27 protein-coding genes are annotated in these 21,854 nt (G+C 60.8%); 17 read left to right on the top strand and 10 right to left on the bottom strand.

Annotation, left to right across the window (positions count from 1 at the left end; genetic code table 11):
• Positions 1 to 12: 12 nt before the first annotated feature.
• Both L6D82_RS22805 and L6D82_RS22800 read right to left on the bottom strand, forming a co-directional pair.
• Positions 13 to 273: a putative signal transducing protein gene (locus tag L6D82_RS22805; protein ID WP_011335895.1), complete on the bottom strand. Its 261-nt coding sequence runs from the start codon at positions 271 to 273 to the stop codon at positions 13 to 15.
• 9 nt (positions 274 to 282) lie between these two features.
• On the bottom strand, positions 283 to 465 hold the full coding sequence (locus tag L6D82_RS22800; RefSeq protein WP_011335896.1) for a CPXCG motif-containing cysteine-rich protein: 183 nt from the start codon (positions 463 to 465) through the stop codon (positions 283 to 285).
• A gap of 142 nt (positions 466 to 607) precedes the next feature.
• Between L6D82_RS22800 and L6D82_RS22795 the strand changes: the two genes are divergently transcribed.
• Positions 608 to 1,771, top strand: coding sequence for a 1-acyl-sn-glycerol-3-phosphate acyltransferase (locus tag L6D82_RS22795; protein WP_173892773.1), 1,164 nt, complete (start codon positions 608 to 610; stop codon positions 1,769 to 1,771).
• A gap of 49 nt (positions 1,772 to 1,820) precedes the next feature.
• Here the strand turns inward: L6D82_RS22795 and L6D82_RS22790 are convergent, their stop codons facing one another.
• Positions 1,821 to 2,099 (bottom strand): hypothetical protein, encoded by a 279-nt coding sequence (locus L6D82_RS22790; RefSeq protein WP_011335898.1) that lies wholly within the window; start codon positions 2,097 to 2,099, stop codon positions 1,821 to 1,823.
• Between the two features lie 193 nt (positions 2,100 to 2,292).
• On the opposite strand from L6D82_RS22790, the gene L6D82_RS22785 reads away from it, so the two are divergent.
• On the top strand, positions 2,293 to 2,499 hold the full coding sequence (locus L6D82_RS22785) for a hypothetical protein (RefSeq protein WP_102687541.1): 207 nt from the start codon (positions 2,293 to 2,295) through the stop codon (positions 2,497 to 2,499).
• A gap of 55 nt (positions 2,500 to 2,554) precedes the next feature.
• Here L6D82_RS22785 and L6D82_RS22780 read toward each other — a convergent pair whose 3' ends face one another.
• Positions 2,555 to 3,139, bottom strand: coding sequence for a YajG family lipoprotein (locus L6D82_RS22780; protein ID WP_007951676.1), 585 nt, complete (start codon positions 3,137 to 3,139; stop codon positions 2,555 to 2,557).
• 190 nt (positions 3,140 to 3,329) lie between these two features.
• On the opposite strand from L6D82_RS22780, the gene L6D82_RS22775 reads away from it, so the two are divergent.
• Both L6D82_RS22775 and mqo read left to right on the top strand, forming a co-directional pair.
• Positions 3,330 to 3,563, top strand: coding sequence for a hypothetical protein (locus L6D82_RS22775; protein ID WP_039766297.1), 234 nt, complete (start codon positions 3,330 to 3,332; stop codon positions 3,561 to 3,563).
• Positions 3,564 to 4,263: 700 nt separating this feature from the next.
• Entirely contained in the window at positions 4,264 to 5,772 is a 1,509-nt protein-coding gene (gene mqo / locus L6D82_RS22770; RefSeq protein WP_085745373.1) for a malate dehydrogenase (quinone), read from the top strand.
• 75 nt (positions 5,773 to 5,847) lie between these two features.
• On the opposite strand, the gene L6D82_RS22765 is transcribed toward mqo, so the two are convergent.
• The 4 genes from L6D82_RS22765 to L6D82_RS22750 form a co-directional block, all read right to left on the bottom strand.
• Positions 5,848 to 6,135, bottom strand: coding sequence for a PA4642 family protein (locus tag L6D82_RS22765; protein WP_007951679.1), 288 nt, complete (start codon positions 6,133 to 6,135; stop codon positions 5,848 to 5,850).
• Between the two features lie 63 nt (positions 6,136 to 6,198).
• Positions 6,199 to 6,678, bottom strand: a complete 480-nt coding sequence (locus L6D82_RS22760) for a hypothetical protein (RefSeq protein ID WP_085745374.1) — start codon at positions 6,676 to 6,678, stop codon at positions 6,199 to 6,201.
• A 114-nt stretch (positions 6,679 to 6,792) separates the two neighbouring features.
• Entirely contained in the window at positions 6,793 to 7,266 is a 474-nt protein-coding gene (locus L6D82_RS22755) for a WbuC family cupin fold metalloprotein (protein ID WP_102716913.1), read from the bottom strand.
• 3 nt (positions 7,267 to 7,269) lie between these two features.
• Complete coding sequence (locus L6D82_RS22750; protein ID WP_007951681.1) at positions 7,270 to 7,827, bottom strand: hypoxanthine-guanine phosphoribosyltransferase; 558 nt, start codon at positions 7,825 to 7,827, stop codon at positions 7,270 to 7,272.
• 165 nt (positions 7,828 to 7,992) lie between these two features.
• Here L6D82_RS22750 and upp point away from each other — a divergent pair, with 165 nt between their 5' ends.
• Positions 7,993 to 8,631 (top strand): uracil phosphoribosyltransferase, encoded by a 639-nt coding sequence (gene upp, locus L6D82_RS22745; RefSeq protein ID WP_007951682.1) that lies wholly within the window; start codon positions 7,993 to 7,995, stop codon positions 8,629 to 8,631.
• Positions 8,632 to 8,633: 2 nt separating this feature from the next.
• Complete coding sequence (locus L6D82_RS22740; protein WP_007951684.1) at positions 8,634 to 9,908, top strand: uracil-xanthine permease family protein; 1,275 nt, start codon at positions 8,634 to 8,636, stop codon at positions 9,906 to 9,908.
• Between the two features lie 132 nt (positions 9,909 to 10,040).
• Here L6D82_RS22740 and hemH read toward each other — a convergent pair whose 3' ends face one another.
• Positions 10,041 to 11,066 (bottom strand): ferrochelatase, encoded by a 1,026-nt coding sequence (gene hemH, locus L6D82_RS22735; protein ID WP_102716914.1) that lies wholly within the window; start codon positions 11,064 to 11,066, stop codon positions 10,041 to 10,043.
• Between the two features lie 13 nt (positions 11,067 to 11,079).
• Positions 11,080 to 11,982, bottom strand: coding sequence for a TIGR01777 family oxidoreductase (locus tag L6D82_RS22730; RefSeq protein WP_102687538.1), 903 nt, complete (start codon positions 11,980 to 11,982; stop codon positions 11,080 to 11,082).
• Between the two features lie 197 nt (positions 11,983 to 12,179).
• Here L6D82_RS22730 and L6D82_RS22725 point away from each other — a divergent pair, with 197 nt between their 5' ends.
• The 11 genes from L6D82_RS22725 (at position 12,180) to L6D82_RS22675 (ending at position 21,852) form a co-directional block, all read left to right on the top strand.
• Positions 12,180 to 13,166 (top strand): NAD(P)/FAD-dependent oxidoreductase, encoded by a 987-nt coding sequence (locus L6D82_RS22725; protein ID WP_085745378.1) that lies wholly within the window; start codon positions 12,180 to 12,182, stop codon positions 13,164 to 13,166.
• Positions 13,163 to 13,378 (top strand): TIGR02450 family Trp-rich protein, encoded by a 216-nt coding sequence (locus L6D82_RS22720; protein WP_085745379.1) that lies wholly within the window; start codon positions 13,163 to 13,165, stop codon positions 13,376 to 13,378. The genes L6D82_RS22725 and L6D82_RS22720 overlap by 4 nt, the downstream gene beginning before the upstream one ends.
• Before the next feature lie 112 nt (positions 13,379 to 13,490).
• Entirely contained in the window at positions 13,491 to 14,453 is a 963-nt protein-coding gene (locus tag L6D82_RS22715) for a YbgA family protein (RefSeq protein WP_085745380.1), read from the top strand.
• Positions 14,453 to 15,394, top strand: coding sequence for a MerR family transcriptional regulator (locus tag L6D82_RS22710; protein ID WP_102716915.1), 942 nt, complete (start codon positions 14,453 to 14,455; stop codon positions 15,392 to 15,394). The genes L6D82_RS22715 and L6D82_RS22710 overlap by 1 nt, the downstream gene beginning before the upstream one ends.
• A gap of 20 nt (positions 15,395 to 15,414) precedes the next feature.
• The gene (phrB, locus tag L6D82_RS22705; RefSeq protein ID WP_102716916.1) at positions 15,415 to 16,860 is read left to right on the top strand and encodes a deoxyribodipyrimidine photo-lyase; all 1,446 of its coding nucleotides are present in this window, start codon (positions 15,415 to 15,417) and stop codon (positions 16,858 to 16,860) included.
• Positions 16,853 to 17,275, top strand: coding sequence for a nuclear transport factor 2 family protein (locus L6D82_RS22700; protein ID WP_102687536.1), 423 nt, complete (start codon positions 16,853 to 16,855; stop codon positions 17,273 to 17,275). Before phrB ends, L6D82_RS22700 begins: the two co-directional genes overlap by 8 nt.
• Complete coding sequence (locus L6D82_RS22695; protein WP_102687535.1) at positions 17,272 to 18,054, top strand: SDR family NAD(P)-dependent oxidoreductase; 783 nt, start codon at positions 17,272 to 17,274, stop codon at positions 18,052 to 18,054. Before L6D82_RS22700 ends, L6D82_RS22695 begins: the two co-directional genes overlap by 4 nt.
• Positions 18,051 to 19,298 carry an NAD(P)/FAD-dependent oxidoreductase gene (locus L6D82_RS22690; protein WP_102716917.1) on the top strand — a complete coding sequence of 416 codons (1,248 nt, stop codon included), beginning with the start codon at positions 18,051 to 18,053 and terminating at the stop codon, positions 19,296 to 19,298. The genes L6D82_RS22695 and L6D82_RS22690 overlap by 4 nt, the downstream gene beginning before the upstream one ends.
• Positions 19,295 to 20,110: a DUF1365 domain-containing protein gene (locus tag L6D82_RS22685; protein ID WP_102716918.1), complete on the top strand. Its 816-nt coding sequence runs from the start codon at positions 19,295 to 19,297 to the stop codon at positions 20,108 to 20,110. Before L6D82_RS22690 ends, L6D82_RS22685 begins: the two co-directional genes overlap by 4 nt.
• The gene (locus L6D82_RS22680) at positions 20,097 to 21,368 is read left to right on the top strand and encodes an SAM-dependent methyltransferase (protein ID WP_085745387.1); all 1,272 of its coding nucleotides are present in this window, start codon (positions 20,097 to 20,099) and stop codon (positions 21,366 to 21,368) included. Before L6D82_RS22685 ends, L6D82_RS22680 begins: the two co-directional genes overlap by 14 nt.
• Positions 21,361 to 21,852, top strand: a complete 492-nt coding sequence (locus L6D82_RS22675; RefSeq protein WP_102716919.1) for a DUF2878 domain-containing protein — start codon at positions 21,361 to 21,363, stop codon at positions 21,850 to 21,852. The genes L6D82_RS22680 and L6D82_RS22675 overlap by 8 nt, the downstream gene beginning before the upstream one ends.
• Positions 21,853 to 21,854: the final 2 nt, after the last annotated feature.

The raw sequence follows: 21,854 nt of genomic DNA, 5'->3' as shown, positions 1-21,854 counted from the left end.
ACGAACGCCAGCCTAACAGACCAGCGTCCCGGGATAGCTGTCCGGTTCATCGCCGGGCAGCGGCAGCGCGGCATTGTACGCACTGATCAGCTCGCGGGCGTATTCGGCCTGGTCGTTATCGACCGACAGGCCCAACAGTCCGAAGATCGGCAACTCCCCCGTGCCGCCCAGCAGATCGCGCCCGACCAGATGCGCCTCGATGCCCTCGCTGGCGAGCATGCCCTTGAGCATCTCGCCTTCCATCAGGTTTTCCGGCTCGTAGATTCGCTGCATGGCCGCGCCTCACTCGTTTTCGCTGAAGACTTCCAGAAACCAGTCCTCTCCATGGACCTGCAATACAAAGGTGATCGGCCGACAGCACACCTGACAGTCTTCAATATAGGTCTGGTCGCCAGCGGAGAGATCCACGGTCGTCTCGACCTCTTCACCACAATACGGACATTCATATACTGCGCTTTCCAGCATCGCGGTCTCCCGGGTGACTTGTGCGTATAATCGCCGGTCTATTTGCAGGGCTATTTTTGTCTGGCTACTTTTTCAGACCGTGCCCCGTTGGTTTTCGATCAAAACCTTTACTTACCCTAGCCGTTTCCAACAAGAGAGCATGATGGGCGAATTCGATGCCATCCGACCTTACGACGACAGCGAAGTACCTGCGGTACTGGCGCGACTGCTCGGCGACAAGGCGTTTCTAGATATCCTCACCCACTTCCGCTTCCCGCGTTTTGCCGGTGCCTTCGGCTGGATGCTCAAACCACTTATAGCCCATCGGCTGCGTCGTGAGTTTGCCGACGTGACCTCCGTGGCCACTTTGCAGGACAAGGTCGAGTTCTACGTCGACCACACCATCGAGCGCGCCACCGACGGCGTGACCTACACCGGTGTCGAGCAGTTCAAGTCCGGCAGCGCTTATCTGTTCATCGCCAACCACCGCGACATCGTGATGGACCCGGCCTTCGTCAACTACGCCGTGTACCACGCCGGCCTGCCGACCCCGCGCATCGCGATTGGCGACAACCTGCTGCAAAAGCCGTTCGTCAGCGACCTGATGCGCTTGAACAAGAGCTTCATCGTGCATCGCTCGATCACCGGGCGCCGCGAGAAAATGGCCGCTTACCAACTGCTGTCGGCCTACATCAACCACTCGATCCGCAATGACTGCGCCTCGATCTGGATCGCCCAGGCCGAAGGCCGCGCGAAGGACGGCGACGACCGTACCGAGTCGGCGATCCTCAAGATGTTCCACATGAGCCGCAAGGACGAGCCGTTCGGCGAAGTCATTCAGTCGCTGAACCTGAGCCCGGTGTCGATCAGCTACGAATACGACCCATGCGACCAGGCCAAGGCCCGCGAGCTGTACATCCGCGCCACCACCGGCACCTACAGCAAGGCGCCGGGCGAGGATGACGTGAGCATTGCCAAGGGCATCACCGGCTACAAGGGCCGGGTGCACGTGAACTTCGCCGCGCCGATCACCGAGCTGTTCGAGGACACCAAGCAATTGGCGGTCGAAATGGACAAGCAGATTCTCGGCGGCTACCGGTTGTTCCCGGTGCATTACCTGGCATACGCGCAGTGGGCTGATGCCGATCCGCAGTTGAACGTACCGAAGGCTGCCGAAGTGTTCGGTGCCGAGGAACTGGCCAAGGCCCAGGAAGAATGGCAAAGCCGTCTGGACGCTTGCCCGCAAGAGCATCGTCCGTATCTGGTGCTGCAATATGCGACGCCGGTGCGCAATCAGTACCGGGTCAAGGCTGGACTGCCGCTGTAAGCGGTGTCGGCTGGATACAAGAACGGCGCCTTCGGGCGCCGTTTTTCGTTCAGAAGCGGGTACTGATCCAGGACACCAGCAACGCCAGGCCCAGGCAGGCAAAACCGAAGCGGTAGAAGAAGCGGTTCATGCGCAGGGTCGCCCAATCCAGCACCGGTTCCTGATCCGGCTGACTCTGACGCTGGGCCGCGATACTGGCCATCGCCCGTTGTTCACGGCGGCGGGTCGCGTGCAGCAGCCAACTGCCGGGGAAGGCCAACAGCAGGGCCAGCAGGTTGATCAGTTTGGCGGGATGGGCGGTAAACAGCGTCATCAAATGCAGCGACATCACAGACCTCAATCTAAACCGGTATGGCGAACGCCAGACCGACGACCGCGGCGCGGATTCTACCGAAACCCTCCCCGACTGCCCTAGCCTTTGCGACAAATAACCCGTCAATCGACCGATGGCTGTCCTGTGTCACGGCATCGTCATTTGTTTCAGTCACCCTGCGCGCCTCTAAACCGACACGGAACGCGACATGCTTCACGCTGAAAACCAGGATCGCCTGTACCTCATCTCCCCGTCCGACGAACAGCAGACCCTCATCGGCAGCCTTGCCTTCAATGTTCAGGACCGTCACTGGCTGGTGTATTGCGCCCTCGGCGGGCACCAGCATGCGGACTTGCCCGAGACTGATTTGCTGACTGGTGTCAGCGTCCTCGACTTCTATTCGCAAGCTGCCTGAACGAAAAAGCCCGGAACCATCACTGGCCCCGGGCTTTTTCACATCAACCGAAAAATTATTCGGCGAGGACCTGACCCACGGTCGGATCCTTGAACAGACGGGTCAGCGCATCGCTCAGCACATCGCTGACCAGTTTGGTGTTGGTTTCCTGGTTCGGCGCCATGCCGAAACGCTGGTCCAGCGAGGCACCGTAACGGCCGCTGTAGCGACGGTTGGCGTTCTGCACGTCGGAGCGGAAGGTCGCACCGATGGTGGCTTCAGTCACGTACATGCCTTCCTTCGGCGACTGGTATTTCAGTTCGGCCAGGGTCACGGTCAGTTGCGGTGCATTGGGCGCGTTGTTGGTCGGGGTGAACCCGAGCAGACGCACGGCGGCTTCAGCCTGGGCCTGCAGCTTCGGCAGGATCTGCTCGCGCTGCACGGTGATGGCGCTGGTTTCCGGGTACAGGCCGCCACGGGTGCCGAGAGTTGGCGACGGACGACCGTCGACCACGCGGACCACGACAGGCTGACCATGGCCGACCGGTGCCAGCTGAGTGGTCAGCTTCGGTTCCGGGCTCAGTTGTTGCGGGCTGTGGGCGCAGCCAACCAGGGTCAAACTGGTCACAGTGATCAAACCGAACAACAGGCGTTGCAACATGCTCTTCTCTCCAGAATCAGGCACAGACAGGCCGGCAGTATAGCGGTGGGCCACTGTGGGTCACCAGCACTGAAATGTCAGACAAAACCCGCCGCCAGCGGTTCCTGTCACACATTCTTCACTCCCCATACACGTTCGCGTCACGGCCTTTTGACAATCTTGCTCACAGATCCCCAAAAGGAGCACTGCCATGCGCTATCTGATCTCGTTGTTCGCCCCACGCCCGCTGCACCGCAGCTTCGCCCTGCTCGACCGCAACGGCCATTGCCAGGCCTTCAAGCAATGCAGCCTGCAACCGATGGGTGACGGCTGGGTGGAAATCGAGGAAATCCGCCTCAACTGGCTGCACCAGCCACTGCCCGCCAGCGCCCGGGTCGAACAGCAGCGCCCACGCGCACGTGCTCAGGCGATGTTGAGCATCTGACCGGATGCCTAATAAAAGTCATTAAACTCGACCAACTCCCCGCATTTCTTCGATACAATCTCCCCCCGATTATAAGGACGTCTCCTGATCGGGCCCCGCAACAGCGTCAATGCGCTTGCATTGGCATCCAAATCGCCCACAGAGAGCCGCCCACACAGATCGAGTGAAGCTGGCGTGCTTGCTGTTTCCCTGGCAAATCCCGCTTTTCGCGAATCTGCAGAGCTGTCATGACGCTCGGCCACTGAGTTGTTTGCCCCCTCGGGCACGGTGCCAGCCCCGGACAGCCCTTTTTGAGGTTCACGTCTTCAAAAGAGCGTGAAAAAAACGGGTTTTCACAACTTCACAAGAGTGTGGCGAGCAAATGAATAGTTTTGCGTCTGAACATGCACCATTAGCGTCTGAAACAGCCCAACGACACAGGAACGGGAACGCCTCGAATACCGGAGCCTGAAGCCTGTCCGCTACGGATTTGGTTGCACAAACGGATGTCTCGACCATAAGTCGAATTGCCAGCCCCGTGCCGAAATGAGTTCATAGGACTCTTGAAGCCAGGCCGCACGCATCCGTCGAAGTTGCGAAAAATTGCGAAGATTCGGACATGGCACACCTGACCAAGGATACCCGGGGCTCAACTGACCTGCCCTGGACGCCTGGCAGCCATGCCGACAATTTGGTGCTGCAGATTTTGGAGACGCGTTAAATGGCGCATAACGAAGCAGTCGACGTAGTTCTGGTTGGGGCCGGCATCATGAGTGCCACCCTCGCAGTACTGCTCAAAGAGCTCGACCCGGCGATCAAGCTGGAAGTCGTCGAGCTGATGGATTCCGGTGCCGCGGAGAGTTCCAACCCCTGGAACAACGCCGGTACCGGCCACGCCGGCCTGTGCGAGCTGAACTACACGCCACAGGCTGCCGACGGCACCGTCGACATCAAGAAAGCCGTGCACATCAACACCCAGTTCGAGGTGTCGAAGCAGTTCTGGTCGTACCTGACCAAGAAAGGCACGTTCGGCTCGTGCAAATCCTTCATCAGCCCGGTTCCGCACCTGAGTTACGTCGAGGGTGAGAAAGGCGTGTCGTTCCTCAAGGAACGTTTCAATACGCTGCGCAAGCACCACGCCTTCGCCGACATGGAATACACCGAAGACAAGGCGAAGATGGCCGAGTGGATGCCGCTGATGATGCCGGGTCGTCCAAAAGACCAGGTGCTCGCCGCCACCCGCGTGATCAACGGCACCGACGTCAACTTCGGCGCCCTGACCAATCAGCTGCTCAAGCACCTGACCAGCGCACCCGATGCCCAGGTCAAGTACTGCAAGCGCGTGACCGGTCTCAAGCGCAACGCTAACGGCTGGACCGTCAGCATCAAGGACGTCAACAGCGGCAGCAGCCGTGAAGTCGACGCCAAATTCGTATTCCTCGGCGCCGGTGGCGCGGCCCTGCCGCTGCTGCAAGCTTCGGGCATCGAAGAAAGCAAAGGCTTCGGCGGCTTCCCGATCAGCGGCCAGTGGCTGCGTTGCGACAACCCGGAAGTGGTCAAGCATCACCAGGCCAAGGTTTACAGCCAGGCCGCCGTGGGTTCGCCACCGATGTCCGTGCCGCACCTCGACACCCGCGTGGTCGACGGCAAGAAATCCCTGCTGTTCGGGCCATACGCCGGCTTCACCACCAAGTTCCTCAAGCATGGCTCCTTCATGGACCTGCCGCTGTCGGTTCGCGCCGGCAACATCGGGCCGATGCTGGCCGTGGCGAAAAACAACATGGACCTGACCAAGTACCTGGTCAGCGAAGTGATGCAGTCGATGGAACAGCGCCTGGAATCCCTGCGTCGTTTCTACCCGGAGGCGAAAGCCGAAGACTGGCGCCTCGAAGTGGCCGGCCAACGGGTACAGATCATCAAGAAAGACCCGAAAAAAGGCGGCATCCTGCAGTTCGGTACCGAACTGGTGGCTGCGAAGGACGGCTCCCTCGCCGCCCTGCTCGGCGCTTCGCCGGGTGCTTCGGTGACCGTTTCGATCATGCTGGAACTGATCGAGAAGTGCTTCCCGGCCAAGGCCAAGGGTGAGTGGGCTGCCAAACTGGCGGAAATCTTCCCGGCCCGTGAAAAGGTCCTGGAAACCGACGCTGCGCTGTATCGCAAGATCAACACGCAGAACAACGTCGCGCTGGAACTGGTTGAAGCCAGCAACGAGACCGAAAGCTACGCCTGATTCGTCTCCATGAAAAACGCCCCGCACTCGGTGAGTGCGGGGCGTTTTTTTATGCCTGTGGAAAACTTCGGGCGATCAGCCGCGTGCTTTCTCGATCAGCTCGATGTATTCCGGGGCGTTGCGCTGATCGCGGATCTGGTCGACGAAGGTCTTGCCGTGCTCGTCCTTGCCGTCCACGTCATAACCGGCTGCAACGAAGAACGTCAGAAAACGCTCGAAATCGTCGATGCGCAGGCCACGGTAAGCCTTGACCAGTTTGTGCAGCGACGGCGAGGTGGCGTCGACCGGCTCAAAATCGAGGAACAGCTTGATCTGCTCATCGCCGATCTCGTCACCAATCACTTGCTTCTTATCTTTACGCATTGCCGACTCCAGCTCGCAGACATTTCACGGGGCGGGCAGTTTACCTCTGCGCAGGCACAAGGCTCAACGCGAGCGCGTGCTGCCGGTGTGCAAATCGGCCCAGATGTGGCCATTGGCATAGGTCAGGAACTGGCAATACACGGTGTCGTTGCGCAACAGATCGATCACCACCCGGTACTGGGCCAGCGGGTAGAAGAGCGTCAGGGTCTTGCTCTTGTCGTCATAAATCGGTTTTTTCAGGCTTTTGCTTTCGCCATCGAAGTTGACCAGCACCTGATTGATCGTCGCGCCCTTGTTCAGGGATTTGCCCTTGAGGCGGATCATCAATGGCGAGGTCACCGGGATCGGCTGTTGGTTGGACTGGCGCTGGGCCCCCACGACCACGGAATAATCGGTGACCTGCAACAGTTGCTGCTGCTCGGGTTCGGCATCGCGCAGGGTCAGGTCGTCCGGCGGCAGGAATTGACTGTGCATCGGGGCGGCGGCCAGGGGCAGGCTGAGGGTCAGCAACAGGGCGGCGCAGCTGCGGATCAAGAGGCTCATGACAGGCTCCGGGGGGCGGGGCCGAGCACTCTAGCACGGGTTTTACAGGGTTCTGTAAAGCAAAAGGCGCAAGCTTCACCTACGGACGCTTGCGCCTTTTCATTGCGGATTCGCTCAGTCGAATTGCGCGTGCATCCAGGCCTGATACTCCGCAACCCCGGCCTCGCCTTCGCGTGGGGCCCAGTGCGCAAGCTCGCCCTCTCCAACCGGACGATAGGGCCCAGCCTTGCACTCGAACATCAGACTGTCGGCTTCCAGAACGACCAGACCGTGGAATACCCCGACTGGCAGATCCACCCCAAGGCACTCGCCACCGGCCTGCAATACCTGCTTTTTCACCACCGCACCGGTTTCGTCAAAGATCAGCAAACCGAGCTTTCCTTTGAGTACCAGCAAGGTTTCCGCCTTGTTGTCACCCAAATGACGGTGTGGCGGAATGTAGGTGCAAGGTTGCAGCCCTACCGCCATGCGGTGGCAGGCCTCCTCCATCTGATGGAAGTTGTGGTGCTGACGCCCGCGAGGACTGGCCGCGGCTTTCTCGGCCAACTCGGCAAACAGCGTTTGATCAAGAAAGCCCGGCGTGTTCATTGATTACATTCCCTTGACGGCAAAAATTCCGTTGGCGTTGCGCCAGTAACCTTTGTAGTCCATGCCGTAGCCGAAGATGTAACGGTCGATGCACGGCAGACCGACGAAGTCGGCTTTGAGGTCAGGACGAGCCTTGCGGTCGTGGTCCTTGTCGATCAGCACAGCGGTGTGCACTTTGCGCGCGCCGGCGTGACGGCAGAAGTCGATGATCGCGCCCAGGGTGTGACCTTCGTCGAGGATGTCGTCGATGATCAGCACGTCGCGGTCAATGAACGAGACTTCCGGCTTGGCTTTCCAGAACAGGTCGCCGCCGCTGGTTTCGTTGCGATAACGGGTGGCGTGCAGGTAGGACGCTTCCAGCGGGAACTGCAGATGAGTCAGCAGTTTGCCGGAAAAAATCAGACCACCGTTCATCACGCAGAACACCACCGGGTTGCTGTCGGCCAGTTGTTCGTTGATTTGTGCACCGACGCGGGCAATGGCAGCCTCGACTTCAGCTTCGGTGTACAGGCAGTCAGCCTCTCGCATGATTTGACGGATATGCTCGAGATCAGCGGACATGGCGCTCTCCAGGGGGGACGGATTTCGGAAAAGCGGGCAAAGGTACGCATCAACCGGGGCCGAATCAAGCATTTGTGGACTAACGTACTGTATGTCCTATAGGACATCACCCTCGGATAGATTAATCTAGGCCGGTTTTTTTGCCCGCCGCCGGAGCCTTTCCCCATGTCCATCCAAGAGATCCGCCATCCGCTGATCCGTCACAAACTTGGCCTTATGCGCCGTGCAGACATCAGCACCAAGAATTTCCGCGAACTCGCGCAGGAAGTCGGTGCCCTGTTGACCTATGAAGCTACAAAAGACCTGCCACTGGAAACCTACGACATCGAAGGTTGGTGCGGCACCGTGTCGGTCGAGAAAATCGCCGGCAAGAAGATTACCGTCGTGCCGATCCTGCGTGCCGGCATCGGCATGCTCGAAGGCGTGCTGAGCCTGATCCCGGGTGCCAAGGTCAGCGCTGTCGGCGTTGCCCGTAACGAAGAAACCCTGCAGGCCCACACCTATCTGGAAAAACTGGTTCCGGAAATCGACGAACGCCTGGCCATGATCATCGACCCGATGCTCGCCACCGGCAGCTCCATGGTTGCGACCATCGACCTGCTGAAGAAGGCCGGTTGCAAGGACATCCGCGCGATGGTGCTGGTTGCCGCGCCGGAAGGCATTGCCGCTGTCGAGAAAGCTCACCCGGACGTGATCATCTACACCGCGTCCATCGATCAGAAACTCAACGAGCACGGTTACATCATTCCTGGGCTTGGCGATGCCGGTGACAAGATCTTCGGCACCAAGCAGAAGGACGCGTAAGCATGCAGCAAGAGTTCAACGATCCGCTCTGGCGCACGGTGCTGTCCGGCGCACAGATGCTGTTCGTGGCTTTCGGCGCCCTGGTGCTGATGCCACTGATCACGGGCCTGGACCCGAACGTGGCACTGTTTACCGCGGGTCTGGGCACGATTCTGTTCCAGATCGTCACCGGGCGTCAGGTGCCGGTGTTCCTGGCATCGAGCTTCGCCTTCATCACCCCGATCATTCTCGCCAAGGGCCAGTTCGGCCTCGCCGCGACCATGGGCGGCGTGATGGCGGCCGGTTTCGTCTACACCTTCCTCGGCCTGGCCGTGAAGATCAAAGGCACCGGTTTCATTGACCGTCTGCTGCCGCCAGTCGTAATTGGCCCGGTGATCATCTCCATCGGCCTGGCCATGGCGCCGATTGCCGCGAACATGGCGATGGGCAAGGCCGGCGACGGTTCGGAGTTGATCCATTACCAGACCGCAATGATGATCTCGATGCCGGCGCTGCTGACCACGTTGATCGTGGCGGTGTTCGGCAAAGGCATCTTCCGTCTGGTGCCGATCATTTCCGGCGTGCTCGTGGGTTTCGCCATGTCCTTCTATTTCGGTGTCGTCGACACCGCTAAGATTGCGGCGGCCCCATGGTTTGCGCTTCCTCATTTCACCGCGCCGGAGTTCAACTGGCAGGCGATCCTGTTCATCGTCCCGGTAGCATTGGCCCCGGCGATCGAGCACATCGGCGGCGTGATTGCGGTCGGCAGCGTGACCGGTCGCGACTACCTGAAGAAACCAGGCCTGCATCGCACCCTGCTCGGTGACGGCATCGCCACCACCGCAGCCGGCCTGTTCGGCGGTCCACCCAACACGACCTACGCGGAAGTCACCGGCGCGGTGATGCTGACCAAGAACTACAACCCGAAAATCATGACCTGGGCGGCGATCTTCGCCATCACTCTGGCGTTCATCGGCAAGTTCGGCGCCCTGCTGCAAAGCATTCCGGTGCCGGTGATGGGCGGGATTCTGTGCCTGTTGTTCGGTTCGATCGCGGCGGTGGGGATGAACACCCTGATCCGTCACAAGATCGACCTGGGCGAGGCGCGCAACCTGGTGATCGTGTCGGTGACCCTGGTGTTCGGGATTGGCGGTGTGCTGGTCGGCACCGGCACCGGCCCGGACGACTTCGGCCTCAAAGGCATCGCGCTGTGCGCGGTGGTGGCGATTGCGCTGAACCTGATCCTGCCGGGCAATGACAGCTGGAAGCACAAGAAGGCGGATGAGCCGCTGATCTAAGCCTTGGCTTCAAGATCGTTCCCACGCGGATCACCCCACACTGATCGTTCCCACGCTCTGCGCGGGAATGCCTCTGGGGACGCTCCGCGTCCAGTGACGCGGAGCGTGGGAACGATCAATCATCGACGATCATCAAAGGGCCAGTGGCGCCCGTTCACACAGCGTTGCCAACGCCTTCGCCCATTGCGGGTCGTCATTCAGGCACGGCACCAGCACCAACTCCTCTCCCCCCGCTTCGCAGAACTGTTCCTTGCCGCGATCGCCGATCTCTTCCAGGGTCTCGATGCAATCGGCAACAAACGCCGGGCACATCACCAGAATCTTCTTCACGCCGTTTTTGGCCAGCTCATCCAGCCGCGCTTCGGTGTAGGGTTCGATCCACTTCGCCCGGCCCAGCCGCGACTGAAACGACACCGACCACTTGCCGTCCGGTAGCCCCATGCGCTCAGCGAACAGCGCCGCTGTGCGCAGGCATTGGGCGCGATAACAGGTGGCCATTACGGCCGCCGAGGCGTTCTTGCAGCAATCTTCATTTTTGAAGCAATGATTGCCGGTCGGGTCGAGCTTGGTCAGATGCCGTTCCGGCAAACCGTGGAAGCTCAGCAACAGGTGATCGTAATCCTGCTGCAAGTGCGGCTTGGCGCTCGCCACCAGCGCGTCGAGGTATTCCGGCTGATCGTAGAACGGCTGCAACACCGACAGCTGCACATCGAGCTTTTTCTCACGCACCACACGCTTGGCTTCTTCAATCACCGTGGTGGTGGTGCTGTCGGCGAACTGTGGATAAAGCGGCGCGAGGGTGATGCGTTTATGCCCCGCCGCGACCAGCTTCAACAGGCTTGTCTCAATGGATGGCTCGCCGTAACGCATGGCCAGCTCAACCGGGCCGTGAGTCCACTGCGCCTTCATCTGCTGCTGCAGACGGCGACTGAGCACCACCAGCGGCGAACCTTCGTCCCACCAGATCGAGGCGTAGGCATGGGCCGACTGCTCCGGGCGCTTGATCAGGATCAGCGACACCAGCAGACGCCGCACCGGCCACGGCAGGTCGATCACGTACGGGTCCATCAGGAATTGATTGAGGTAGCTGCGCACGTCGGCCACCGAAGTGGAGGCCGGCGACCCCAGGTTGACCAGAAGCAAGGCGTGATCGGTCATGCAACGTCCTATTTCAGAGGCGGCCGGAAAGATCGTCCAGGGCCGCGCGTAAATCCGTGAACCGGAAAGTGAATCCCGCTTCCAGCAAGCGTTTCGGCGTGGCCCGTTGGCCACCCAGCAATAGCAATGACATCTCGCCGAGCCCGACCTTCAACGCGAGGGCCGGCATCGGCATGAACGCCGGGCGGTGCAGCACGCTGCCCAGCGTCTTGGCGAATTCGCGATTGCGCACAGGTTTCGGCGCGCACGCATTATAAGGACCGCTCGCCTGATTGCGGTGCAGAAGAAAATCAATCAGGGCGATTTGGTCATCGATATGAATCCACGGCATCCACTGCCGACCGTTGCCCAAAGGCCCGCCCAGCCCGAGCTTGAACGGCAGCAGCAGGCGCGACAAAAAGCCGCCCTCGGCCGACAGCACCAGCCCGGTGCGCACCAGCACCACACGAATATCCATCGCTTCGGCGCGTTGCGCGGTTTCCTCCCAGGCGATGCACAACTGGCTGGCGAAATCGTCGATCACCGGCGGCGAGTCTTCGGTCAACTCGCGCTCGCCGCCGTCACCGTACCAACCCACGGCCGAACCCGAGATCAGCAGCGACGGTTTCTGCCCGCGATGTTCCAGCCACGCCAGTAACGATTCGGTCAGCGTAATCCGGCTGCTCCACAACAATGCCTTTCGCCGATGGGTCCACGGCCGGTCGGCAATCGGCGCGCCGGCGAGGTTGACGATCACGTCGACCGGCTCGTCGCCAAGTTCTTCCAGACGCGCAATACCACGCACCTGGTCGCCACAGATTTTCGCGACTTTTTCCGGACGACGACTCCAGACCGTCAGGCGATGACCCTGCCCGGACCAGTGCCGGCAAAGCTGACGTCCGATCAATCCAGTACCGCCGGTCAGCAATATGTGCATGACTTCAACCTCGCGTGGCGTTTTACCCCGATCACTAGTCTATTTTTATAAACAGGGATCTTTTCTATCGGGCAGGCTCTATTGTTTAACCATAGGCCAAGCTGTCAGAACCAGAACGCTGGAAGTTATACCAAAAAACAGAATTGTACAGGTTTCATCCACGGCGTAGTCTGTACAGAAAGGTAAACGAGGCCCCTATGACTGTACCTATCGCAATCATTGGCACCGGCATCGCCGGACTCTCCGCCGCCCAGGCCCTGACGGATGCCGGGCATACCGTTCAGTTGTTCGATAAAAGCCGAGGCAGCGGCGGGCGCATGTCGAGCAAGCGCAGCGATGCCGGCTCGCTGGACATGGGCGCGCAATACTTCACCGCCCGTGACCGACGCTTCGTGACCGAAGTCCAGCGCTGGCAAAGCAAAGGCTGGGTCGCCGAATGGGCACCGCAGCTCTACACCTTTCATGGCGGGCAATTGAACCTGTCGCCGGACGAACAGACCCGCTGGGTCGGCACGCCGCGCATGAGCGCCATCACCCGAGGCCTGCTCGATGGACTGGAAGTGCAGTTCGCCTGCCGGATCACCGAGGTCTATCGCGGTGAAGAACACTGGCACCTGCAGGACGCCGAAGGCTTCACCCACGGGCCGTTCAGCCACGTCGTGATCGCCACGCCGGCGCCTCAGGCCACCGCCCTGCTGGCCGCCGCGCCGAAACTCGCCGGTGCCGCCGCCGGGGTAAAAATGGATCCGACCTGGGCGGTCGCCCTCGCCTTCGACACGCCGCTGGATACGCCGATCGAAGGCTGCTTCGTCCAGGACAGCGCCCTCGACTGGCTGGCCCGCAACCGCAGCAAACCGGGACGCGACACCACGTGCGACACCTGGGTCCTGCACGCCACCAGTGCCTGGAGCCGGCAGCACATCGACTTGCCCAAGGAAGCGGTGATCGAACAATTGCACGGCGCCTTCGCCGAATTGCTGCACAGCGCCATGCCGGCCCCGACCTTCAGCCTCGCCCACCGCTGGCTCTATGCCCGGCCGGCCAGCAGTCATGAATGGGGCACTCTGGCCGACGCCGACCTGGGTCTGTACGCCTGTGGTGACTGGTGCCTGTCGGGTCGGGTCGAAGGGGCATGGCTCAGTGGTCAGGAGGCGGCAAGACGCTTGCACGAACACTTGCAGTGAACCGTATCAATCCGCGCAAATTACTGCTGTCGAAATGGACAGCAGCCCACCCGCAAAACCGTGAAAAGCATTTTCTGGTGACCGAACTGTTCCGCGACGAAGAAGGTACGGTGCTGGCGATCGAATTGCAGGCGGTGCTGACCCGGCGTACCGAGCAATGCGACTGGCAGGTCCTGCAGGATGACTCACGCTGGAAAATGGGCTGGCGCTAAAAACCTCAAAAAAACTTATACAAACAATTTGACTTGTACACCCATGAATCTATGCTGAAGGCATGTTGTACAGATCAGTTTGTCTGTACAGGTTTAGATTCGAGGTTGCTGCATGTCCGACTCATCGACGTCCCTACCGAAAATCGCCATCAGCGCCTGCCTGATGGGCGCCGAGGTCCGCTACAACGGCGGACACAAGGAATCGCGGCTGTGCAGCCGCACCCTGGCCGAGCATTTTGAATTCGTTCCCGTCTGTCCTGAAGTAGCGATCGGTCTGGGAATTCCCCGCGAGCCGATTCGACTTGTGGGCGACCCGGCCAAGCCTGAAGCGGTCGGCACCGTCAATCCGTCGATTAACGTCACCCAGCCACTGGCCGCTTACGGCGAGAAAATGGCGGGGGAACTCAGTGACATCTGCGGCTACATCTTCATGCAGCAATCGCCCTCCTGCGGTCTGGAGCGCGTGAAGGTCTACCACGCCAACGGTGCACCGGTGAATGGTGGCGGGCGTGGCATTTACGCTGAGGCGTTCTGTGCGCAGCATCCGGATCTGCCGGTGGAGGAAGCCGGGCGCCTGAACGATCCGGTGCTGCGGGAAAACTTCATCACCCGCGTGCTCGCCTACCGCGAATGGCAGCAGGTGCTCGAGCAGGGCTTGAGCCGCCGTGCACTGACCGAATTTCACTCGCGCTACAAATACCTGCTGATGGCCCACAACCCGGTGCAATACAAGACGCTGGGCAATCTGCTGGGCAACATGGGCCAGACAGCGCCGGACGAGCTCGGCCCGCGCTATTTCAGCGAACTGATGGCGGCGCTGAAAAAATGCGCCACCCGCCGCACCCACAGCAATGTCCTGCAGCACATCAGTGGCTACCTGAAACAGGTCATCACCCCCGAAGACAAACAGGAAGTGCAACACATCATCGGCCAGTACCGGCACGGCATCGTGCCGCTGGTGGTGCCGCTGACGCTGCTCAAGCATCACTTTCGCCTCCACCCGGATCCCTACATCGCGCAGCAGGTGTACCTGCAACCGCATCCGGAAAACCTCAGCCTGCGAAACGCCATTTGATGAACGACTCACCCGACACCAGCGCCCGTGAAGACCTCGGCGCCGACTTCAAGAAAGCCCTCGACGAAGGCTGGCTGCCGATCCGCGAAGTCGCGCGCCAGACCGGCGTGAATGCCGTGACCCTGCGCGCCTGGGAAAGACGCTACGGGCTGATCGTTCCGCAGCGCACACCCAAGGGTCATCGTCTGTACAGCGCCGACCATGTGCAGCGCATCCAGAACATCCTCACCTGGCTCAACCGCGGCGTGGCGGTCAGCCAGGTCAAACCGCTGCTCGACACGGCACAGGCGTTAAACGAACCGGTTGAAGACGAATGGCATCCGCTGCGCCAGGCTGCTTTGCTGGCGGTCACTCACCTGAACGAGCGCAGCCTCGACGACAGCATCAACCAGGCGATGGCGTTGTATCCGCCGCGCACACTTTGCGAGCAATTGCTGCTGCCGCTGCTGAGCGATCTCGAACAGCGCTGGCAGGGCCAGTTCGGCGCGCAGATGGAGCGCGTGTTCTTTTTTGCCTGGTTACGCAGCAAATTCGGCGCACGCATCTACCATAACAACCGTCAGTTGCGCACCGCGCCGCTGCTGCTGATCAATCACTCGGATTTACCGCTGGAGCCGCACCTTTGGCTCTGCGCCTGGCTGATCAGCAGCGCCGATTGCCCGGTGCAGGTGTTCGACTGGCCGCTGCCGGCCGGAGAGCTGGCACTGGCAACCGATACCCTGCAAGCCCGTGGCGTACTGCTGTATTCCAGCAAAGCCCTGAACCTTGCGCAGCTACCGAAACTGTTGAATGGCGTCAGCTGCCCGAAACTGATTGCCGGACCCACGGTGTGCATTCACCACGCCGAGTTGTCCGCAAAGACTTCCGACTTCGCTGATCTGCTCCTGGCCGAAGATCCTCTTTCGGCGCATCGGGTACTCATTCAGCGTGGGTTGATTTAATGATTCAGACAGAGACCGACATGCAATTGATCTGGCTGCGCAGCGACCTGCGCCAACACGACAACACCGCCCTCGCGGCCGCCGCCGAGCGTGGCCCGACCGTGGCTGTGTACCTGTTGAGCCCGCTGCAATGGCAGGAACATGACGACGCGCCGTGCAAGATCGATTTCTGGCTGCGCAATTTGCGCGATTTGAGCAAAAGCCTTGGTGCCCTGAACATCCCGCTCCTGATCCGCACCGCGCCTCACTGGGATCAGGCACCCGCCGTGCTGCTGGAACTGTGCCAACAGCTGAAGATCGAGGCCGTGCACGTCAACGAGGAATACGGCATCAACGAAAGCCGTCGCGACGAGGCCGTTGCCGAGGCGTTGCAAGCCGAAGGCATCACCTTCCACAGCTACCTCGACCAATTGCTGTTCAAACCCGGCAGCGTACTGACCAAAACCGGCACTTACTTTCAGGTGTTCAGCCAGTTCCGCAAGGTCTGCTACGAGCGCCTGCACCGCTCGATGCCGTCGCTGAAACAGGCCCCGGGCAAACAGCAAGCGCTGAACATCGCCAGCGACCCCGTTCCAGAAGCCATCGAAGGGTTCCCGACACCGGTCGAATCCCTGCGCGCCCTGTGGCCCGCCGGTGAGACCGAGGCCCGGCGCCGACTCGACACGTTCGCCGATGCGCAGATCGACTACTACAAGAGCGAACGCGACTTCCCCGCCAAACCCGGCACCAGTCAGCTCTCGGCCTATCTGGCCGCCGGCGTGATATCGCCGCGCCAATGCCTGCACGCCGCCCTGCAAAGCAATCAGGGCGAATTCGAAAGCGGCAAGGTCGGGGCTGTCACCTGGATCAACGAGTTGCTGTGGCGCGAGTTCTACAAACACATCCTCGTCGGTTACCCACGGGTTTCACGCCATCGCGCATTCCGCCCGGAAACCGAGGCCCTGGCCTGGCGCGATGCGCCTGCGGATCTGGCCGCCTGGCAGGAAGCCCGCACCGGTTTGCCGATCATCGACGCGGCCATGCGCCAATTGCTGGAAACCGGCTGGATGCACAACCGCCTGCGAATGGTGGTGGCGATGTTTCTGACCAAGAACCTGCTGATCGACTGGCGCGAAGGCGAGCGTTTCTTCATGCGCCACCTGATCGACGGCGACCTGGCCGCCAACAACGGCGGCTGGCAGTGGAGCGCCTCGACCGGCACCGATTCGGCGCCGTACTTCCGGATCTTCAACCCGGTCAGTCAGTCGGAAAAATTCGACAGCGAAGGCTTGTTCATCAAGCACTGGCTTCCGGAACTGGCCGGCCTGAACAAGAAAGAAGTCCACAACCCGGCCAGTGCCGGCGGACTGTTCGGCGTGGCGGACTATCCGGCGCCGATCGTCAATCTGAGCGCATCACGGGAACGGGCGCTGACAGCGTTCAAGAACCTGCCGTCACGCGCATCTCAAGGAGTGAGCGATGAGTGAATTTCTGCGCAGTTTCGCCCAGCGGTTCGCACAGTTGAACAAAGACAATTTGCGCACCCTGGACGAACTGTACAGCGAGGACATTCATTTCACCGACCCGCTACACGAAGTGCAGGGGCTGACGAACCTGCGCGCTTACTTCAGTGAGTTGTACGCCAACGTCAACGAACTGCGCTTCGATTTCCACGGCTTCGACCAGATCAGCGACGGCGAAGGCTATCTGCGTTGGGTCATGAGCTACCGCCACCCGCGTCTGAGCGGTGGGCAACTGATACGCGTCGCGGGCTGCTCGCACCTGCTCTGGAGCGACAAGGTTTACCGCCACCGGGATTACTTCGATGCCGGAGCGCTGCTTTATGAACATTTACCCGTATTGGGCCGGGTGATCGCCTGGCTGAAAAGGAGATTGGGATGAGTCGTACAGCTCCACGGCGATATTGGCTGACCGGTGCCAGCAGTGGCATCGGTGCAGCATTGGCAGAAGAAATCCTCAAGACCGGTGCACATCTGGCGGTGAGTTCCCGTCAGGTCGCACCGCTCAAAGTGCTGTCGCAACGTTATCCGGGACAGGTACTGGTGGTGCCCGGCGATCTGACCAACAGTCAGACCGTGCGTGAAATCGGCGAACAGATCGCAGCGGACTGGGGCTCGCTGGACTCGGTGATCCTCAACGCCGGCACCTGCGAATACGTCGACGCCCGTCAATTCGACGCGTCGATCATCGAACACGTAGTACGCACCAACCTGCTCGCCAGCAGCTATTGCATCGAAGCCGCCCTGCCGTTGCTGCGCAACGGTACGGCACCGCATCTGGTGGGGATGGCCAGCTCGGTGACCTATGTGCCGTTGCCCCGCGCCGAAGCCTATGGCGCGTCGAAGGCCGGGCTGCGCTATCTGTTCGAATCCCTGCGCATTGACCTGGCGGCCGAAGGCATTGAAGTCACGGTAATCAGTCCAGGCTTCGTCGACACGCCCCTGACCGCCAAAAATGACTTCCCGATGCCGCTCAGTTGGCCTGTGGATAAAGCCGCGCGGCATATCTTCGCCAAGCTGAAGGACCGGCCGCTTGAGATCGCTTTCCCGGCGCTGTTCATCGCGGCCCTGTGGCCACTGTCGAAAATGCCCGCGCGGGTACAACTGGCGATCGGCAAGCGCATGGTGCGCAGCAACCCGCCGCTCAAGGATGCAACATGAAAATCGCCATTATCGGCAGTGGCATCGCAGGATTGACCTGCGCATACCTGCTTGCTCGCCGACATGACATCACCGTGTTCGAAGCCGACGCCCGGGTCGGCGGTCATACGCACACGGTGCCGGTCACCGTGGACGGGCGCGAGTATGCGGTGGACACCGGCTTCATCGTGTTCAACGACTGGACGTATCCGAACTTCATTCGTTTGCTCGGCCAGTTGGGCGTGGCCTTCAAGCCCACCGAGATGAGTTTTTCGGTCAACGATCCGGACACAGGCCTGGAATACAACGGCAACAACCTCAACAGCCTGTTCGCCCAACGCAGCAATCTGCTGTCCCCCGGATTCTGGGGCATGTTGCGCGACATTCTGAGATTCAATAAAGAAGCCCGGCGCGACCTTGCCGAACAGCGGATCACCGCGGACACCACACTCGACGATTACCTCAAGGCCGGCGGTTACGGCGAGCGTTTCATCCTGCACTACATCGTGCCGATGGGCGCAGCGATCTGGTCGATGCCGATGGCCGAAATGCTCAATTTTCCGTTGCAGTTCTTCGTGCGTTTTTTTGAGAACCACGGGTTGCTGTCGGTCAGCAACCGTCCGCAATGGCAGGTCATCGAGGGTGGTTCCAGCGCTTACATTGCGCCGTTGACCGCATCGTTCAAGGAGCGTATCCGCCTGAATTGCCCGGTGGGCCGGATCGATCGCGATGCGCACGGCGTGGTTATCCACAGCCCGGCCGGCATCGAACGTTTCGACAAAGTGGTGCTGGCCTGCCACAGCGACCAGGCCCTGCGACTGCTGGGAAATCCTGACGATAAAGAACGGGAAATCCTCGGCGCCCTACCCTATGCCGATAACGAAGTGGTGCTGCACACCGACACCCGCCTGCTGCCCACACGCAAACGGGCCTGGGCCAGCTGGAACTATCGCCTCGGCGGAGCCGGTCATACCCGGGCGGCCGTGACCTACGACATGAACATTCTGCAAGGCATCCAGAGCGACACCACGTTCTGCGTCAGCCTAAACCAGAGCGCTGGCATCACGCCGTCCAAAGTGCTCGCGCGCTTCACTTATGCCCACCCGCAATTCAGCCTCGCGGCGGTGACGGCACAGCAGCGCTGGGCTGAAATCGACGGCGCGCAACACACGCATTACTGCGGCGCCTATTGGGCCAACGGTTTTCATGAGGACGGCGTGGTCAGCGCCCTGCGCGTGGCCGCAGCCTTTGGAGAAAGTCTGTGAACAGCGCGCTCTACAGTGGCTGGATTGCCCATCGGCGATTCGCACCGCGCCGTCATCAATTCCGTTACCGGATCGGCATGCTGTATCTGGATCTGGCTGAACAGGAAGCGGTGCTGGGCCTGTCCCGACTGGCAGGCGCCAGCCGCTTTGCACCGTTTTCATTTCGCGAAACCGATTACCTGAAAACCTTCACCGGCCGGGGCGTGCGCCTGAGCGATGCGGTGCGCCAGCTTGTCGGCGAAGCCCTGGGCCATGCGCCGCAAGGTTCGATCTGCCTGCTGACCCAGCCACGCAGCTGGGGCCTGTCGTTCAACCCGGTGAGTTTTTTCTATTGCCACGAGGCCGACGGCCAACTGGCGGCGATTCTCTGCGAAGTCAGCAATACCCCGTGGCGCGAGCGTTTTCACTACGTGTTGCCGGCCAGAGCGCCCAGCAATCTGCAGGACTTTCACCAGCACTTTGCCGTGGCCAAGGCCTTTCATGTGTCGCCGTTCCTGCCGCCGGATCTGGAATACCGCATGAGCTTCAGCCCTGCCGCGCAGGTCCTGGGTGTGCACATGGCCGACTGGCAAGGCGAGCAAAAACTGTTCGACGCCACCCTCGACCTGCGACGTGAACCCCTTGATCGACACCACTTGCACCTGCACCTGTGGCGCTTTCCCTGGATGACCGCCAAGACCGCGCTGGCGATCTATTGGCAGGCGTTGCGCCTGTTGCTCAAGCGCACCCCGGTGTATGACCACCAACGCGCCGACGACCGTTTTCGAACCGCCACTGTACCGACCGAGGAACGCCACCATGAAATCCACTAGCGTCTCGGCCAAAGCGAGCCTGTTCAGCCCTCACGGCCTGAGCGGTTCGCTGCTGCGCCGGGGAGTACTGCGCCAGCTGGAGCAGCTCAAGCAGGGTCAACTGATCGTCATCGAGGACGGCGAGCGCCACGTCTTCGGCACGCCGGGCAGCGCGCTGGTAGGAGAAATTCAGGTGCTGGATCCGGCCGTCTGGGGCCTGGTCGCCGGCAATGGTTCGATCGGTGCGGGTGAAGCTTTCATCCATGGCTACTGGCGCTCGCCGGACCTGACGGCCGTGGTGCGGGTCTTCGTCAGCAACCTTGAAGTGCTCGACGGGATGGAAGGTGGCCTGGCCCGGCTCGGTCGCCCGCTGGTGCGCGGGCTGCACTGGCTCAACCGCAATACGCGCAAGGGCTCGCAGAAAAACATCGCCGCGCATTACGACCTCGGCAATGACCTGTTCGAGCAGTTCCTCGACCCGACCATGATGTATTCCGCCGCGCAGTTTCTCAGCCCCGACGACAGCCTGGAGCAGGCGCAACTGAACAAACTCGAGCGGATCTGTCAGAAGCTCGCGCTCAAGCCCGGCGACCATCTGCTGGAAATCGGCACCGGCTGGGGCAGCATGGCGCTTTACGCGGCGCAGCACTACGGCTGCAAAGTCACCACCACGACGCTGTCGAAGGAGCAGTTCGCCTTCACCGCAGCCCGTATCGAACGCCTCGGCTTGCAGGATCAGGTGACGCTGCTGCTCAAGGATTACCGTGATCTCACCGGCCAGTACGACAAACTGGTGTCGATCGAAATGATCGAGGCGGTCGGCCACCGCTTCCTGCCGACCTATTTCAAGCAATGCGCGCAGCTGCTCAAGAGCAACGGCCTGATGCTGCTGCAAGCGATCACCATCCGCGAACAGCGTTACGAACAGGCCCGCCGTGGCGTGGACTTCATCCAGCGCTACATTTTCCCCGGCGGTGCCCTGCCCTGCGTACAGAAAATGCTCGAAATCGTCGGCCGCGACACCGACATGAACCTGCTGCACATGGAAGACTTCGGCCTGCATTACGCCCGCACCCTGCGTCTGTGGCATGAGAACTTTCGCCATGCTCACGGCCGTCTGACCGAATTGGGCTATGACGATTACTTCCTCAGGCTGTGGGAGTTCTACCTGTGTTATTGCGAGGGTGGATTCCTAGAGCGCACCATCGGCACTGCACAGCTGGTGCTGGCCAAACCGGCGGCGATGACCGCGCCTTTGCTGGGCCGGTTCGATGCTTGAACGGTTGGCCAACGCGGTGCTATTCCAGATCGGCTGGCTGGCCTGCGTGCTCGGTGGTAACAGTCTGTGGTTGCTGCTGGCGCTGGCGGTGCTGGTGATTCATCTGTGCTGGATCAGCAGTTGGGCGCAGGAAGGCCGATTGATCCTCAGCGTGGTGATCATCGGCACGGCGGTGGACAGCGTGTTGCGCGGTTTCGGGGTTTTCGAGTTCAAGGACCTGTCACCGCTGATTCCGCTGTGGCTGATGTTGCTGTGGGCGTTGTTTGCCACGACATTGCGTCATTGCCTGCAATGGAGCGCGAGGCCGTGGTGGCTGGCCAGCCTGCTGGGGGCGGCAGGTGGCCCGCTGTCCTATGGCGCCGGCGGACGACTGGCCGGTGTGCAGTTTCCTTTCGGTGAGTTACCGACTCTGATCGGCATCGCGCTGCTGTGGGCGTTGCTGTTTCCGCTGCTGCACCAGTTGTCCCGGCGACTGGCGCGCTAAAC

The organism is Pseudomonas paraglycinae (assembly GCF_021601625.1).
Taxonomy (GTDB): domain Bacteria; phylum Pseudomonadota; class Gammaproteobacteria; order Pseudomonadales; family Pseudomonadaceae; genus Aquipseudomonas; species Aquipseudomonas paraglycinae.
This window is presented reverse-complemented; position numbering and strand designations above follow the sequence as displayed.

Bases quoted from the DNA above. Each gene is read 5' to 3' on its own strand.
- L6D82_RS22760 (WP_085745374.1), bottom strand. From the start codon at position 6,678: ATGAGCCTCTTGATCCGCAGCTGCGCCGCCCTGTTGCTGACCCTCAGC.
- hemH (WP_102716914.1), bottom strand. From the start codon at position 11,066: ATGACCGATCACGCCTTGCTTCTGGTCAACCTGGGGTCGCCGGCCTCC.
- L6D82_RS22775 (WP_039766297.1), top strand. From the start codon at position 3,330: ATGCGCTATCTGATCTCGTTGTTCGCCCCACGCCCGCTGCACCGCAGC.
- L6D82_RS22690 (WP_102716917.1), top strand. From the start codon at position 18,051: ATGAAAATCGCCATTATCGGCAGTGGCATCGCAGGATTGACCTGCGCA.
- mqo (WP_085745373.1), top strand. From the start codon at position 4,264: ATGGCGCATAACGAAGCAGTCGACGTAGTTCTGGTTGGGGCCGGCATC.
- L6D82_RS22710 (WP_102716915.1), top strand. From the start codon at position 14,453: ATGAACGACTCACCCGACACCAGCGCCCGTGAAGACCTCGGCGCCGAC.
- L6D82_RS22725 (WP_085745378.1), top strand. From the start codon at position 12,180: ATGACTGTACCTATCGCAATCATTGGCACCGGCATCGCCGGACTCTCC.
- L6D82_RS22700 (WP_102687536.1), top strand. From the start codon at position 16,853: ATGAGTGAATTTCTGCGCAGTTTCGCCCAGCGGTTCGCACAGTTGAAC.
- L6D82_RS22740 (WP_007951684.1), top strand. From the start codon at position 8,634: ATGCAGCAAGAGTTCAACGATCCGCTCTGGCGCACGGTGCTGTCCGGC.
- L6D82_RS22765 (WP_007951679.1), bottom strand. From the start codon at position 6,135: ATGCGTAAAGATAAGAAGCAAGTGATTGGTGACGAGATCGGCGATGAG.
- L6D82_RS22755 (WP_102716913.1), bottom strand. From the start codon at position 7,266: ATGAACACGCCGGGCTTTCTTGATCAAACGCTGTTTGCCGAGTTGGCC.
- L6D82_RS22800 (WP_011335896.1), bottom strand. From the start codon at position 465: ATGCTGGAAAGCGCAGTATATGAATGTCCGTATTGTGGTGAAGAGGTC.
- L6D82_RS22795 (WP_173892773.1), top strand. From the start codon at position 608: ATGGGCGAATTCGATGCCATCCGACCTTACGACGACAGCGAAGTACCT.
- L6D82_RS22780 (WP_007951676.1), bottom strand. From the start codon at position 3,139: ATGTTGCAACGCCTGTTGTTCGGTTTGATCACTGTGACCAGTTTGACC.
- L6D82_RS22715 (WP_085745380.1), top strand. From the start codon at position 13,491: ATGTCCGACTCATCGACGTCCCTACCGAAAATCGCCATCAGCGCCTGC.
- L6D82_RS22695 (WP_102687535.1), top strand. From the start codon at position 17,272: ATGAGTCGTACAGCTCCACGGCGATATTGGCTGACCGGTGCCAGCAGT.
- L6D82_RS22785 (WP_102687541.1), top strand. From the start codon at position 2,293: ATGCTTCACGCTGAAAACCAGGATCGCCTGTACCTCATCTCCCCGTCC.
- L6D82_RS22790 (WP_011335898.1), bottom strand. From the start codon at position 2,099: ATGTCGCTGCATTTGATGACGCTGTTTACCGCCCATCCCGCCAAACTG.
- L6D82_RS22675 (WP_102716919.1), top strand. From the start codon at position 21,361: ATGCTTGAACGGTTGGCCAACGCGGTGCTATTCCAGATCGGCTGGCTG.
- L6D82_RS22805 (WP_011335895.1), bottom strand. From the start codon at position 273: ATGCAGCGAATCTACGAGCCGGAAAACCTGATGGAAGGCGAGATGCTC.
- upp (WP_007951682.1), top strand. From the start codon at position 7,993: ATGTCCATCCAAGAGATCCGCCATCCGCTGATCCGTCACAAACTTGGC.
- L6D82_RS22730 (WP_102687538.1), bottom strand. From the start codon at position 11,982: ATGCACATATTGCTGACCGGCGGTACTGGATTGATCGGACGTCAGCTT.
- phrB (WP_102716916.1), top strand. From the start codon at position 15,415: ATGCAATTGATCTGGCTGCGCAGCGACCTGCGCCAACACGACAACACC.
- L6D82_RS22680 (WP_085745387.1), top strand. From the start codon at position 20,097: ATGAAATCCACTAGCGTCTCGGCCAAAGCGAGCCTGTTCAGCCCTCAC.
- L6D82_RS22750 (WP_007951681.1), bottom strand. From the start codon at position 7,827: ATGTCCGCTGATCTCGAGCATATCCGTCAAATCATGCGAGAGGCTGAC.